Here is a 14,125-nt window from a genome sequence, read left to right as displayed (position 1 = left end):
CGGCCCGTCCGCATGCCCGGTCGGCCGCGCGCGGGCGGACCGTCAGGGCGTGACGTGGCGGCCCAGGAAGTCGCCGATCAGCCCCGCGATCCGGTCCGCGTGCGTCTCCAGCGCGAAGTGGCCCGTCGGCAGCAGGTGCACCTCCGCCTTCGGAAGATCGCGCTGGAAGGCGAGCGCACCGGCCGGGACGAAGATCTCGTCGTGGGCGCCCCACGCGGCCAGGAGCGGGACCTGACTGCCGCGGAAGTACTCCTGGAAGGCCGGGTAGAGCGCGAGGTTTGAGCCGTAGTCGGAGATCAGGGCCAGCTGGATCTCCGCCTGGCCGGGCCGGGCGAGCAGCGCCGCGTCGTGCTCGTAGGCGTCCGGACTGACCAGGCTCGGGTCGACGACGCCGTGCAGGTACTGCCACTTGATGCCGTCGATCGTGTAGATCTCCCGCACCGGCGCCTCGGTCCCGGGCGTGCGCTCGGCGATCAGTGCGAGCACCGGGGCCCAGGCCTCCTTGCCCAGTCCCTCCTCGTAGGCGTTGCCGTTCTGCGTGACGATCGCGGTCACGCGCTCCGGGTGGGCGAGTGCGAGGCGCAGGCCGATGGGGGCGCCGTAGTCCTGGACGTACAGGGCGTACTCCGTCAGTCCCAGGCGCTCGGTGAACTCCCCGGTGATCGTGGCCAGTTCGTCGAAGGTGTAGGAGAACTCCTCCGGCGCGGGCGTCGCCGAGCGGCCGAAGCCGATGTGGTCGGGGGCGATGAGACGGTAGCTGCCGGCGAGGAGGGGGAGCAGGTCGCGGAACATGTGTGAGCTGCTGGGGAAACCGTGCAGGAGCAGCAGGACCGGGGCGTCGGCGGGGCCCGCCTCCCGGTAGTACACCTCGTGGCCGCGGACGGTGACGGTGCGGTGGCGGGTGGGCATGACGGCGTCCCTTTTAACCTGTGAAGGCGGCCTGACTGGTTATGAGAGGGAGTGCATCACGCCCTGCCGTAACCAGTCAAGGGTGTTTTAGTGGTTAGTCGGGGATGGTGAGGACGAGGCCGCCCCTGACCCGTCCCGTCTCGCCCAGCTCGTGCGCCTTCGCGGCCTGCGCGAACGGGAGCGCCGCCGCCACGTGGAGGCGGATCCGCCCGTCGGCGAGAAGAGAGGCGATCTTGGTCAGGCGCTCGCCGGAAGGGTCCGCCTGGACGAGCGCGAACCGCAGGCCGCGGCCCTCCGCGTCCTCGGGGGACAGGCCCAGGTCGGCGGGCACGGCGCAGAGCAGGATGCCGTTCGGGTGCAGGGTGTTCAGGGTGCGGGGGCCGTGGTCGCCGCCGACCAGGTCGAGCGCGGCGTCGACGTCGTGCACGGCCTCCGCGAAGTCGGTGCCCGCCTCGTCGACGAGTTCGTCGGCGCCCAGGTCGCGGAGGAAGCCGTGGTCCTCGGCGCGGGCGGTGCCGATGACGTACGCGCCCTCTGCCTTGGCCAGCTGCACCGCCGCGTGCCCGGGCCCGTGCGCCGCCGCGTGGATCAGCACACGGCTGCCCGGGCCGATCCGGGCGGTGCCGATGAGCGCCTGCCAGGCCAGCAGCGTCGCCGTCGGCGCGGCCGCCGCGTGCACGTGGTCCAGCGCGGCGGGCTTGGCGGCGAAGTACGCGGCGGGCGCCGTGACGTGCGTGGCGTGCCCGCCGCCGTGCAGATGGCCGAACACCTCGTCGCCCGGCCGGAACCGGGTGACGTCCGCCCCCACCGTCTCCACCACCCCGGACACGTCCTGCCCGGGCGTGAACGGCGGCTGTCCGTAGAGCGGGGCGATCCCCGAACGCGCCAGCCAGTCCACCGGGTTGACGCCGGCCGCGCGGACGCCGATCAGGACCTCGCCGGGGGCGGGCTCGGGACGCGGGCGTTCCTCGACCTCCAGGACGTCCGGCCCGCCGAAGCGGTGCTGGGTCAGGACCTGGGCGCGGGGACGTTCCGTGGTCATCGGGTCTCCCTCCCGAAGCCGGACCCTTCCATCGTGCTCGCATACTGGGACGGTGACCACCCGACCGACGAGCGGCCGGTCGCGCACCGCTCACACCGCCGACCTGGCGCCCGCCGAACTCCGCGCCGTGCGCGCCCTGCTGACCGACGCCTTCGACGGCGACTTCGGCGACGACGACTGGGACCACGGACTCGGCGGCATGCACGCCCTCGTCCACGACGGCACCGGGCTCGCCGCGCACGGCGCCGTCGTCATGCGCCGGGTGAGGCACCGGGGACGCTGGCTGCGGGTCGGGTACGTCGAGAACGTCGCCGTACGGGCCGACGTCCGCCGCGCCGGACTCGGCGGCCGGGTCATGGCGGAGCTGGAGCGCGTCATCGACCATGCCTACGACCTCGGCGCCCTGTCCGCGAGCGACGACGGCGCCGGGCTGTACGCCTCCCGGGGCTGGCGGTTGTGGACCGGCAGGGTGTGCGCCCTCAGCCCCGAGGACGGCATCGTGCGCCTGCCCGAGGAGGAGGACAGCACCTATGTCCGCCCCGCCCTCGCCGGATCGCCCGACCCCGCCCACGAGCTGCTCTTCGACTGGCGGGACGGCGACGTGCTCTAGGCGTCACCGCAGGTCAGAGGGGTGTGAGCCACTGCACTGTCTCAGATAGTAGGAAGTCCGAGTAATTGTGGAGACAGCCGCCCCGGCCTGCCTTACGTTTGTAGGAGCCGAACGTCTCGCTCGATCAAGCGAATGGCGGTCGTGAGCCGGGCCCCGTGCAGGCAACCCCTGCGGCACCGCTCCCCGCCCCATCCGGCGTCTCGCACCCCCTTTCCCGTACTCCACGTGCTGTCGAAGGAGTCGATCTCCCATGGCCGAGACGACCGTCCGCCGCCGAGTCCGTCACGTCTCCCGTACGAGCGAGTCCGACCGCAAGAACGCCGCCGCCGCGCTCCAGCGCGCCCTCGACCGCCGCGACAACGGCGGCTCGACCGGCCACTGAGCCGCGCCCGAGAACCCGGGAGCCGCACCCGCGCTTCGGGTGCGGCACGGTCTCACCGGCCGCGCCGCACCTCGAAGTGGTCGATCCGCTCGCCGCTCTGCGCCAGCGCCGACACCGTCAGTCTCGGGGCCGCACCGCTCACCGCCTCCACCGTGAGGAACGAGAAGCCCCGGTACCGCACCCGGGACCAGGTCACGCTCTCCTTCCTGGCGAGCCGTGACTTCGTCCACCGGAAGGTGTCCACCGACTCGCGGTCGGCGACGTTGCCCTCGTAGCTCTCCGCCACGCCCGCCGGAAAGCCGTACAGGTCCTTGCCGCCGCCGCCCGCGGTGACGTACACGGTCCCGTCCCGGCGGGGGTCCGTCGACCCGCCGACCGGCACCGGCCTGCCGACCTCACCGTCCCGGATCGCGTCGGTCCGCTCGTACACGTGGTTGTGTCCGTTGATCACCAGGTCCACCTGGTGCCTGGCGAACAGCGGCAGCCACTCGGCGCGCACCCCGCCGTCGGAGGCGTGCGTCGACGTCGAGTACGCACAGTGGTGGAAGAAGACGACCACGAAGTCGACGTCCCGGTCCGCCCGCAGCTCGCCGAGCGTCCGGTCCAGCCAGCTCGTCTGCCGGCCCTCCGTGTAGCCGAGGTTGGCGGGGATCTCGTAGGACACGTCGTTCGCGTCCAGCGCGACCACGCCGACGTTGCCGTACCTGAACGCGTACACCCCCGGCGCGGTGCGCGGGTCGAAGCCGCTGTCCGGCAGGGAGAAGCGGGCGAGTTGGCCGCCGTAGCCGTCCGGGGAGTACCAGGCCTCCATGTCGTGGTTGCCGGTCGTCACCATCCACGGCACGGACCGCGCCACCGGCTCGGTCTGCTTCAGGAACAGGTCCCACCGCGTGGCGTCGAAGACGTCCGACTCCTTGCCCTTGCCCGTCGGGTCGGCGTAGCAGATGTCCCCGGCGTGCAGGTGGAAGGCCGGGTTCTGACGCAGCAGAAGGGGGTTGTTGGCCGCGGCGTCCCTGCCGACGCCCTGGTCGCCGAAGGCGGTGAACACGAACCGCTCCGGCGGACGCGCCGGTGCCGTGCGGAAGGAGTGGATGGTCGACCGGTGCGGCGGCGAGGCCGGGTCGAAGCCCTCGTGGCCGACGCCGTAGTAGTACGTCGTGCCCGGCCGCAGACCGTCCAGGGCCGTGTGCAGGTAGTACTGCTCCACCGCCGGCCGTACGCCCCTCAGTTCCGGGGTGCGCAGGTCGCGCAGCTCCGCCTCGACCTTGTCGCCCAGCTCGTCGGGGCGCAGGCCCACCCTGACGTACGGCTTGCGCACCGCGAGCGGCACCTGCCAGGAGATCCGCATCTGCGTCCTCGGGTCGGCCCCGAAGGCGAGATGGCGGCCGAAGGGCGTGACGTAGGAGCCCGGGGCCCTGGAGGTGGCCGGGGACGGGCTCCTGGTCGCCGCACCGCTTCCCGGGCTCGAACAGCCGGTCAGCAGTCCGCCCGCCACCGCGCCGGCCGTCGCCAGCGTGCGGCGCCGGGACAGCCGGGTGCGCAGGTACTCGTGCTGTTCCGCCATGCTCATCCGGCCCGCGAGCCGGGGCGGGACACCGAAGTCGGGGATCTCCATGGCTGGAGAACTTCCCAGCGAACGCCAACGCCCGCCCCACATGCGGGTGAACGGCAGCCGACACCCTGGCGCGGCATGTCCGTATCGCGGACAGCGCGTGTCATCCCATGGGACGAGGAGTAGGGTGCCCGCATGTCTCGCAGCATCAATCTCGCAGTGATCCCCGGTGACGGCATCGGCCAGGAAGTCGTGGCCGAAGGCCTCAAGGTCCTCTCCGCCGTCCTCCCGCAGGATGTGAAGCTGGAGACCAAGGAGTACGACTTCGGCGCCCGGCGCTACCACGCCACCGGTGAGACCCTCACCGACGCCGACCTCGACGCCCTCAAGCGGCACGACGCCATCCTGCTCGGCGCGATCGGCGACCCGTCGGTGCCGTCCGGCGTCCTGGAGCGCGGCTTCCTGCTCAAGCTCCGCTTCGCCTTCGACCACCACGTCAACCTGCGCCCGAGCAAGCTGCTGCCGGGCGTGGCCACGCCGCTGGCCGGCGAGCCGCAGATCGACTTCGTCGTGGTCCGCGAGGGCACCGAGGGCCCGTACACCGGCAACGGCGGCACCATCCGCAAGGGCACGCCGCACGAGGTCGCCACCGAGGTCTCCGTCAACACGGCCTTCGGTGTCGAGCGCGTGGTCCGCGACGCCTTCGCCCGCGCCCAGGCCCGCCCGCGCAAGAAGCTGGCGCTGATCCACAAGAACAACGTGCTGACCTTCGCCGGTCACCTGTGGACGGACGTCTTCAACAGGGTGGCCGAGGAGTACCCCGAGGTCACCACCGAGTACATGCACGTGGACGCGGCGACGATCTACCTCGTCACGCAGCCCGAGCGCTTCGACGTGATCGTCACCGACAACCTCTTCGGCGACATCATCACCGACCTCGCCGCGGCCGTCTCCGGCGGCATCGGCGTCGCCGCGAGCGGCAACATCAACCCCTCCGGCGAGTTCCCCTCGATGTTCGAGCCCGTGCACGGCTCCGCGCCCGACATCGCCGGCCAGGGCAAGGCCGACCCCACCGCCACGGTGCTGTCCGTCGCCCTGCTGCTGCGCCACCTCGGCTACGAGGCCGAGGCCGCCCGTATCGAGGACGCGGTCTCCGCCGACCTCGCCGAGCGCACCGGCAAGCCCGCCCGCAGCACGTCGGAGATCGGCGACGCGCTGGCCGTACGCGTAGCCGGCTGACCCCGCCGCGCTCCTCGACACACACGAAGCCGCCGGGTCATCGAGCGCCCGGCGGCTTCCCCATGTCCCCGCCGGGTGTCACCATCTACCATCCGGACCGCATTCACGCCGATTTCTTCCGCGGACTCCGCTTGCGATAATCGAACGCGGAGCCGCCGAATGAGGGAATGCTCGGACGTCCTAGCACTGGCCACTGGCAGTACGGGCGTGAGCGCGGCCCGTCACACACAACGGTGAAGGACAACAACCCATGACGACGCCCACGATCGAGCTCAAGCCCTCCGCCAGCCCCCTCGCCGACGCCGAGCGCGAGGCGATCCTGACCAACCCCGGGTTCGGCCGCCACTTCACCGACCACATGGTGACGATCAAGTGGACGGAAGGCCGGGGCTGGCACGACGGCCAGCTCGTCCCGTACGCGCCGATCTCCCTCGACCCGGCCACCACGGTCCTGCACTACGCCCAGGAGATCTTCGAGGGCCTGAAGGCCTACCGCCAGCCCGACGGCTCGGTGGCCACCTTCCGCCCCGAGAAGAACGCCGAGCGCTTCCAGCGCTCCGCCCGCCGCCTCGCCATGCCCGAGCTGCCGGTCGAGACGTTCATCGAGGCGTGCGACGCCCTGGTGAAGCAGGACAAGGCGTGGGTGCCCGCGCACGGCGGTGAGGAGTCCCTCTACCTGCGCCCGTTCATGATCGCCACCGAGGTCGGCCTGGGCGTGAAGCCCGCCAACGAGTACCTGTTCCTGGTCATCGCCTCCCCGGCCGGCGCCTACTTCCCCGGCGGCGTCAAGCCGGTCTCCATCTGGGTCTCCGAGGACCGCGTCCGCGCCGTCCCCGGCGGCATGGGCGACGCCAAGACGGGCGGCAACTACGCGGCCTCCCTGCTCGCCCAGGCCGAGGCCGCCACCAAGGGCTGCGACCAGGTCTGCTACCTCGACGCCGTGGAGCACACCTGGGTCGAGGAGCTCGGCGGCATGAACCTGTACTTCGTGTACGGCGACAGGATCGTCACGCCCTCGTTGACCGGCTCCATCCTGGAGGGGGTCACGCGTGACTCGCTGCTGACCGTCGCCCGCGACCTCGGCTACGAGGCCGAGGAGGGCCGTGTCTCCGCCGACCAGTGGCAGCGCGACTCGGAGAACGGCACCCTCACCGAGGTCTTCGCCTGCGGCACGGCGGCCGTCATCACGCCGGTCGGCACGGTCAAGCGGGCCGGCGCCGAGTGGCAGCAGTCGGGCGGCGAGCCCGGCGAGGTCACCCTCCGCCTCCGCCAGGCCCTCCTCGACATCCAGCGCGGCACCGCCGAGGACAAGCACGGCTGGATGCACCGTCTCGGCTGAACCGGCCCCGCCCTTCGCGAGTCCGCCCCCGCCGGTCTTCCGGCGGGGGCGGCGCTGCATGGCGTTCACGGGCGAGGGCGGCGTGCTGACGACCGTGCCGAGCGCACCGATCTGCCGGCGGGCGTCTCGCGGTGCACGCGAGGACGGCCTGTTCCCTGACCTCCCTGTCTGTGCACGCCGACCTCGCCCGGAGCGCGGGCCGTCTCGCGGCGGACGACGGCCGCGCGCGTGGGCCTCGGCGGCTACCGGCTCCTGTCGGTCCCGCGGAGCCGCCCGCCCGCGTCGGCACGGCCCTGTCGCGCCCGACGCCGGCGGCCCGGTCGGAGGAGCGCGGCGGGTGCGCCGCCGTGACCGCGGGGTGGTGCGCCGCCCATGCGCCGCCGGGCCGTGGCGCGCCGCCGGTGCCGTGCCGGGCGAGGGGTACCGGGCCGCCGACCACGCAGCGACCTCGTCGCCGTCACCCACCGCAGCCCACCCGGCCCCGGTCGGGGCGAAGCCCGGGCCGGACGGCCGTCCCCGTCCGGCCCGGGCGGCTTGTGCGGGAACGGGGGTCAGCGCTCGGCGGGCTCGGCGGCCGAGGCCGTCGTCCGGGCCGGGTCGGCGGCCGGCGCCGCGGCCGGGGGCGTGCCCAGCGCGGTCAGTCCGAGATGGACGGCACCGCCGACCAGCCCCGACAGCAGGAAGCTGCAGTCCACCCCGCCCGTGAGGGACAGCAGCGGTCCCTCGTACTGCGGCAGCGACACCGACAGCAGGCCCACCACGGCGCCCAGCGCCCAGGACACGGTGGCCGGGAGGTTCCAGCCCGCCGTGTACCAGTAGACGCCGCCCCGGGAACGGCGGTTGAAGACCTGCAGGGCGTCCGCGTCGTACACCCCGCGGCAGCGGGCGAAGCCGATGAGGGTGATGACCGCCCACGGCGTGCCGATCGCGGTCAGGAGCAGGACGAAGGACGTCATCGCGTCCTGCGCGGTCGAAGCGTAGTGGCCGGCGAAGACGCAGGCCGTGGCGATCACCGCGACCGTGCAGGTGGCCGTGGCGCGCGAGGCGCGGGGCAGGATGGCGTCCAGGTCCAGGCCCATCGAGTACAGCATCAGCCCCGCGTTGCCGACCGAGCCCGCGGAGGCGGTGAGCATAAGCGGGACCAGGTACCAGACGGGGGCGGCGTCGACCAGCGGGCCCGCGTAGTCGAGGGCGGCACGGGCCGCGTACGCCGTGAACGTGCCGAACAGCTGGGGCACCAGCAGGCCCAGCCCCAGGCCCAGCCAGGTCGCGTGCAGGACGCGGCGGCAGGAGTGGCGGGCGGGGGAGATGTAGCGGGTGTAGTCCCCGAGGAGGGTGATGAAGGCGATCGGGCCCGACAGGCCGGCGGCCACCGTCGCCAGGAGCCAGGTGGGCCAGAAACCGCCGAGGAGGTAGCCGCCCGCCTCGGGCAGGGCGGACGTCGTGAACGTCGGGGCGTAGGCGACCAACCCCAGCACCAGCAGGGCCGTCATCCCCAAGGCCAGCACGCGGGACATCGCGAGCAGCACCCGGTAGCCGTACACGGCGCCGACGACCGTCGCCGCGGCGAGCAGACCGTAGACGACGCCGTACGACACGTCGTTCGCGGGCAGCCCGGTCAGGCGCCCGAGCACGCTCGCCGTCACGTCCCCGCCGATCCACACGGTCAGCGTGGTGTAGCCGAGGGCGAGCAGCAGGCCGACCACCGAGCCGACGAGCCGGCCGCGCACCCCGAAGTGGGCGCCGGAGGGCGTGGACAGGTTGGTCGCCGTGCGCAGCGAGATCAGGGCCAGCGGCGCCGTGAGGGCCGTGCCGACGAGCGTGCCGACCACGACGGAGCTGACCGACGCCCACCAGTCCAGGCCGAAGGACGGCGGCAGCCAGCCGAAGACGATCACGCCCAGGCAGAGGTTGGAGCCGAGCAGGATCGAGACGAGATCGCGCGGCCCGCTGGTGCGCTCCTCTTCCGGGATGGTGTCGACTCCGCGCTGTTCTGTCGGCATGGCTGGTCTCCTCAGACGGCCGCGCTGGTGTTTGAATGGCGCTCAATGTGTCGTGGATGTGCTGTTCCGTCAATGGTTGGCATCCGAGAATCTCGCGTTTAGAGTGCTGCTCTAAAATCTGGAAGCAAGGAGGTGCCGGGACGTGAGACTGACGCCCACGGAGCGTGACCGGCTGCTGCTGTTCTCGGCGGCCGAGCTGGCCCGGGCCCGCCGGGCGCGCGGACTGAGGCTCAATGTGCCGGAGGCGACCGCGCTGATCGCCGACGCCGTGTGCGAGGCGGCCCGCGACGGCGCCCGGCTCGCCGGGGCGATCGAGCGCGCCCGGTCGGTGCTCGGCCCCGACGACGTGCTGCCGGGCGTCGCGGACGTGGTCACCGAGGTGCACGTCGAGGCGGTCTTCGACGACGGTTCCCGGCTCGCGGTCGTCTCCGACCCGATCGGGGGCGGGCTCGGAGACCGGGCCCCGGGCGCGCTGCTGCCGGGGCCCGAGCACGCCGACCCCGAGGCGACGGTGCGGCTGACGGTCACCAACACCGCCACCGTGCCCGTCTCCGTCACCTCCCACTTCCACTTCTTCGAGGCCAACCCGCGGCTCGACTTCGACCGCTCGGCGGCCTACGGGATGCGGCCGGCCGTGCCCGCCGGGTCGTCCGTGCGCTTCGGGCCCGGCGAGTGCGTAGAGGTCGGGCTCGTCCCGATCGGAGGTGACCGGATCGCCATCGGCTTCGCCGGGCTCGTCGACGGGCCGCTGGACGCGCCGGGGGCGAAGGAGGAGGCCCTGCGCAGGGCCGCGGCCTGCGGATATCTGGGAGCGTGAGATGAACCCCTACGCGTACGCCTCGGTGCACGGCCCCCGGGCCGGTGACCGCGTCCGGCTCGGCGACTCGGGACTGGTGATCCGCGTCGAGTCCGACGCCCAGCGCCACGGCGACGAGTTCCTCGCCGGGTTCGGCAAGACCGCCCGCGACGGGCTGCACCTGAAGGCGGCGGCCGTCCGGGAGACCTGTGACGTCGTCGTCAGCAACGTCGTCGTGATCGACGCCGTGCAGGGCGTGCGGAAGGTGTCCATCGGCATCCGGGAGGGCCGCATCAGCGGGATCGGGCGGGCCGGGAACCCCGACACGCTCGACGGCGTCGACGTCGTGGTCGGCACGGGCACCTCGATCGTGTCCGGCGAGGGCCTCATCGCCACCGCCGGGGCCGTCGACACCCACGTCCACCTGCTGTCACCGCGGATCATGGAGGCCTCGCTCGCCTCCGGCGTGACCACGATCATCGGGCAGGAGTTCGGTCCCGTGTGGGGCGTCGGCGTCAACTCGCCCTGGGCGCTGCGGCACGCGTTCGGCGCGTTCGACGCCTGGCCGGTCAACATCGGCTTCCTGGGCCGGGGTTCGTCGTCTCATGCGGCACCCCTGATCGAGGCGCTGGCCGAGGGCGGCGCGTCCGGCTTCAAGGTCCACGAGGACATGGGGGCGCACACCCGCGCCCTGGACACGGCGCTGCGGGTCGCCGAGGAGCACGACGTCCAGGTCGCCCTGCACAGCGACGGGCTGAACGAGTGCCTGTCCGTCGAGGACACCCTGCGGGTGCTGGAGGGCCGCACGATCCACGCCTTCCACATCGAGGGCTGCGGCGGCGGGCACGTGCCCAACGTCCTGAAGATGGCGGGCGTCGCGAACGTCATCGGCTCGTCCACCAACCCCACCCTGCCCTTCGGCCGGGACGCCGTCGCCGAGCACCACGGCATGATCGTCTCCGTCCATGACCTGAAGACCGACCTGCCCGGCGACGCCGCCCTGGCCCGCGACCGGATCCGCGCCGGAACCATGGGCGCCGAGGACGTACTGCACGACCTGGGCGCGATCGGCATCACCTCGTCGGACGCGCAGGGCATGGGCCGGGCCGGCGAGACGGTCCGCCGTACGTTCGCCATGGCCGGGAAGATGAAGGCCGAACTCGGCGCGCCCGACGACCACGACAACGAACGCGTCCTGCGCTACATCGCCAAGCTCACCATCAACCCCGCCCTCGCGCACGGTCTGTCCCACGAGGTCGGCTCGATCGAGGTCGGCAAGCTCGCCGACATCGTGCTGTGGCGCCCGGAGTACTTCGGCGCCAAGCCGCAGCTCGTCCTCAAGGCCGGCTTTCCGGCGTACGGTGTCGTCGGCGATCCCAACGCGGCCACCGACACCTGCGAACCCCTCGTTCTGGGGCCGCTGTTCGGCGCACACGGCGCGACCCCGGCCGACATCTCCGTCGCCTTCGTCGCGCGGGCGGCCCTCGACCAGGGCAACGACACGATGCCGACCCGGCGGCGCAGGGTCGCGGTGCGCGGCACGCGCGGCATCGGCCCGGCCGACCTGCGCCGCAACTCCCGTACCGGTTCCGTCGACGTGGACCAGCGCACCGGCCTGGTCACCCTCGACGGCGAACCCCTGCACTCCGAGCCCGCCGACTCGGTCTCCCTCAACCGGCTCTACTTCCTCTGACCTCCACTCCCCTTCCGCTCAGTTCCGATTCCGCTAAGGACCGCCTCCATGAACACGCCTGCCGCCGACGGCTTCCGCATGCCCGCCGAGTGGGCCCCGCACGAGCGCACCTGGATGGCGTGGCCGGGAGCCAACGCGACGTTCGACGATGCCGAGGAACTGGCCGCCGCCCGGATCGCCTGGGCCGCGGTCGCCCGGGCGGTGCGCCGTTTCGAGCCGGTGACGGTGGTGTGCGGGCCCGGCGGGTCGGCCGAGGCCCGGGCCCTGCTGGGGGAGGGCGTCGAGACGGTGGAACGCGACCTCGACGACGCCTGGATGCGCGACATCGGACCCACCTTCCTCACCAGCGGCACCGGCGAACTGGCCGCCGTGGACTGGACGTTCAACGGCTGGGGCGCCCAGGACTGGGCCAGCTGGGAGCACGACGCGAAGATCGCCGCGTACGTCTCGGACCTCGCGGGCGCACGCACGTACACCTCCAGGCTCGTCAACGAGGGCGGCGGCATCCACGTCGACGGCGAGGGAACCGTCCTGCTCACCGAGACCGTGCAGCTCGGCCCGGAGCGCAACCCCGGCTGGACGAAGGAGCAGGTCGAGGCGGAGATCCACGGCCACCTCGGCACCCGCAAGGCGATCTGGCTGCCGCGCGGTCTGACCGGCGACTACCCCCCGTACGGCTTCGGCACCCTCGGCCACGTCGACATCGTCGCCGCCTTCGCCCGCCCGGGCGTCGTGGTGGCGCACTCCCAGCCCGACCCGGCGCACCCCGATCACGAGGTGACCAAGGAGGTCATCGGCCTGCTCAGGGCGCAGACGGACGCGCGGGGCCGCCGCCTGGAGGTCGTGGAGGTGCCCGCCCCGACCGTGCTGGAGGCCGACGGCCACTGGGCCGACTACTCCTACATCAACCACTACGTCTGCAACGGCGGAGTGGTGCTGTGCGGTTTCGACGACCCGCGCGACGAACTCGCGGCCGGCGTCTTCCGCCGCCTGTTCCCCGAGCGGACCGTGACCCTGGTGGACGCCCGCCCGATCTTCGCCGGCGGGGGCGGCATCCACTGCATCACCCAGCAGCAGCCGAGGGCCGGCGTCAGGTAGAACGTACGGGTGAACGTACTGCTCTGCGCGGCCTGCGGTCGCGGCCTGACCGAGCCCGTCCGGCTCCTCGACGCGCCGCCCCGGCACCCGGGCTGGGACGGACTGCCCGGCCCCGACGGCCGGCGACGCCCTCCGGCGAGCGTCCCGCGCGGCACGTACGTCGTCGATCCGCTGCCGCACGGAGCGCCGTACGTGCCGTTCGAGGGACCCCTCGACGAGTACGACGGGGTGGTCCCGGGCGGGGGGTGGCGGTCCGACGAGCGCGGCCCGCTGGTCTCCGCGGGGCCGCGCGGCACGTACGTCCTGCACCCGCTCGGCGTCGTCGGCGTCGAACCGCACGCCGACGGCTCCCGCCTCATCGGGTGCTGCGGCCCGGACGGCACGCAGGGGGTCAGCCACGTGTGCGGCTGCGGGGCGGAGGTCGCGATCGTCGCCGCCGACTGCACGAGCGGCTACGAGACCCGCCTCGTCGCGGGGGCCGTGCGGGTGGTGGCCGCGCAGGGCGCGCAGGGCGCGCCGGCCGAGCCGACCCCGCCGGCCGAGCCGACCCCGCCGGCCGAGCCGACCCCGCCAGCCGCGCCGGACGTACCGGCCACGCCCACGGCACACCCCGTACGGGCCACGGGGACCGCCCCGGCCGCCAGGTCCCCGGAGGCCGGCCGGTGACCCGACGCCGTACCCCCGCCCCGCCGCGCGAGGACGTGCTCGCCGCCGCCATGGCGATGATCGCCGAGCGCGGGCTGGAGCAGCTCACCATGGCGGCGCTGGGCCGTGAGGTCGGTATGAGCAGCGGTCACCTCCTCTACTACTTCCGCTCCAAGGACGAACTGCTGCTGCGCACCCTGGAGTGGAGCGAGGGCCGCCTCGGCGCCGCACGCGGCCGGCTCCTCACCCGCCCCGCACCGGCCCGCGAACGCCTGGACGCCTACGTGGACCTGTACGTGCCCGACGGGCACGGAGACCCGCACTGGACGCTGTGGCTGGAGGTCTGGAACCGCTCGAAGGGCGCCGACGGCGACGCCCGCGACCGGCAGGCCGCCATCGAGGGCGCCTGGCACCGCGACCTGGTCGCCCTGCTGGCCGAGGGCATCTCCCGGGGCGAGTTCCGGCCCGTGGACCCCGACCGGTTCGCGGCCCGCCTGCGCGCCCTGCTGGACGGCTTCTCCATCCACGTCGCCATCGGGCTGCGCGGCACGGACCGAGCCCAAGTCCTGCGCCACGTACGGGAGTTCGTGGCGGACGGCCTCCTCGCGGACTCCTGAGCGCCAACACCGACGAGGTCACCGACGGCTTCGTCCGCCGCCTGCGGTGATCACGCAACTGCTCGCATCCTGAGACGGAGGGTGAGCACGGGGGTGGGGTGTGCCAAACTGCCTCCGTGCTCTCGTTCGCCACGATTATTGGCAGCAGGCGCGCCGGTCCGCAGTGACCGCCCAGTAACGACCACGTACGGGCGGACACC

The 14,125-nt window shown here is 73.0% G+C and carries 13 protein-coding genes; 9 read left to right on the top strand and 4 right to left on the bottom strand.

The features are described from left to right. Positions 1-42: 42 nt before the first annotated feature. Together ACFPZJ_RS34180 and ACFPZJ_RS34175 are read right to left on the bottom strand one after the other, a co-directional pair. Positions 43-909 carry an alpha/beta fold hydrolase gene (locus ACFPZJ_RS34180; protein ID WP_381029903.1) on the bottom strand — a complete coding sequence of 289 codons (867 nt, stop codon included), beginning with the start codon at positions 907-909 and terminating at the stop codon, positions 43-45. A 94-nt stretch (positions 910-1,003) separates the two neighbouring features. Then, entirely contained in the window at positions 1,004-1,951 is a 948-nt protein-coding gene (locus ACFPZJ_RS34175) for an NADP-dependent oxidoreductase (protein ID WP_381029900.1), read from the bottom strand. A 52-nt stretch (positions 1,952-2,003) separates the two neighbouring features. On the opposite strand from ACFPZJ_RS34175, the gene ACFPZJ_RS34170 reads away from it, so the two are divergent. Together ACFPZJ_RS34170 and ACFPZJ_RS34165 are read left to right on the top strand one after the other, a co-directional pair. Further along, positions 2,004-2,561, top strand: a complete 558-nt coding sequence (locus ACFPZJ_RS34170; protein ID WP_381029898.1) for a GNAT family N-acetyltransferase — start codon at positions 2,004-2,006, stop codon at positions 2,559-2,561. 250 nt (positions 2,562-2,811) lie between these two features. Further along, positions 2,812-2,943, top strand: coding sequence for a hypothetical protein (locus ACFPZJ_RS34165; protein WP_010048656.1), 132 nt, complete (start codon positions 2,812-2,814; stop codon positions 2,941-2,943). 52 nt (positions 2,944-2,995) lie between these two features. Here ACFPZJ_RS34165 and ACFPZJ_RS34160 read toward each other — a convergent pair whose 3' ends face one another. Then, positions 2,996-4,558, bottom strand: a complete 1,563-nt coding sequence (locus ACFPZJ_RS34160; protein WP_381029895.1) for a purple acid phosphatase family protein — start codon at positions 4,556-4,558, stop codon at positions 2,996-2,998. A 132-nt stretch (positions 4,559-4,690) separates the two neighbouring features. Here ACFPZJ_RS34160 and ACFPZJ_RS34155 point away from each other — a divergent pair, with 132 nt between their 5' ends. Next, complete coding sequence (locus ACFPZJ_RS34155) at positions 4,691-5,734, top strand: 3-isopropylmalate dehydrogenase (protein ID WP_381029893.1); 1,044 nt, start codon at positions 4,691-4,693, stop codon at positions 5,732-5,734. Between the two features lie 250 nt (positions 5,735-5,984). Next, entirely contained in the window at positions 5,985-7,073 is a 1,089-nt protein-coding gene (locus tag ACFPZJ_RS34150; protein ID WP_381029891.1) for a branched-chain amino acid aminotransferase, read from the top strand. A gap of 551 nt (positions 7,074-7,624) precedes the next feature. Here the strand turns inward: ACFPZJ_RS34150 and ACFPZJ_RS34145 are convergent. Beyond that, positions 7,625-9,076, bottom strand: coding sequence for a cytosine permease (locus ACFPZJ_RS34145; RefSeq protein ID WP_381029889.1), 1,452 nt, complete (start codon positions 9,074-9,076; stop codon positions 7,625-7,627). 142 nt (positions 9,077-9,218) lie between these two features. Here ACFPZJ_RS34145 and ureA point away from each other — a divergent pair, with 142 nt between their 5' ends. From ureA to ACFPZJ_RS34120, 5 genes are read left to right on the top strand one after another with little or no spacing between them, the layout of a single operon-like run. Beyond that, positions 9,219-9,893: an urease subunit gamma gene (ureA, locus tag ACFPZJ_RS34140; protein WP_381029887.1), complete on the top strand. Its 675-nt coding sequence runs from the start codon at positions 9,219-9,221 to the stop codon at positions 9,891-9,893. Position 9,894: 1 nt separating this feature from the next. Further along, positions 9,895-11,565: an urease subunit alpha gene (locus ACFPZJ_RS34135; protein WP_381029884.1), complete on the top strand. Its 1,671-nt coding sequence runs from the start codon at positions 9,895-9,897 to the stop codon at positions 11,563-11,565. A gap of 48 nt (positions 11,566-11,613) precedes the next feature. Further along, on the top strand, positions 11,614-12,663 hold the full coding sequence (locus ACFPZJ_RS34130) for an agmatine deiminase family protein (RefSeq protein ID WP_381029883.1): 1,050 nt from the start codon (positions 11,614-11,616) through the stop codon (positions 12,661-12,663). Between the two features lie 9 nt (positions 12,664-12,672). Then, on the top strand, positions 12,673-13,329 hold the full coding sequence (locus ACFPZJ_RS34125) for a hypothetical protein (protein ID WP_381029882.1): 657 nt from the start codon (positions 12,673-12,675) through the stop codon (positions 13,327-13,329). Positions 13,330-13,379: 50 nt separating this feature from the next. Then, positions 13,380-13,925 (top strand): TetR/AcrR family transcriptional regulator, encoded by a 546-nt coding sequence (locus tag ACFPZJ_RS34120; protein ID WP_381030083.1) that lies wholly within the window; start codon positions 13,380-13,382, stop codon positions 13,923-13,925. The last annotated feature ends 200 nt before the right edge of the window (positions 13,926-14,125 follow it).

Source organism: Streptomyces bullii, from assembly GCF_042657145.1.
Taxonomy (GTDB): domain Bacteria; phylum Actinomycetota; class Actinomycetes; order Streptomycetales; family Streptomycetaceae; genus Streptomyces; species Streptomyces bullii.
The sequence above is the reverse complement of the archived record's forward strand: the minus strand, read 5'-3'. Positions and strand labels throughout refer to the sequence as shown.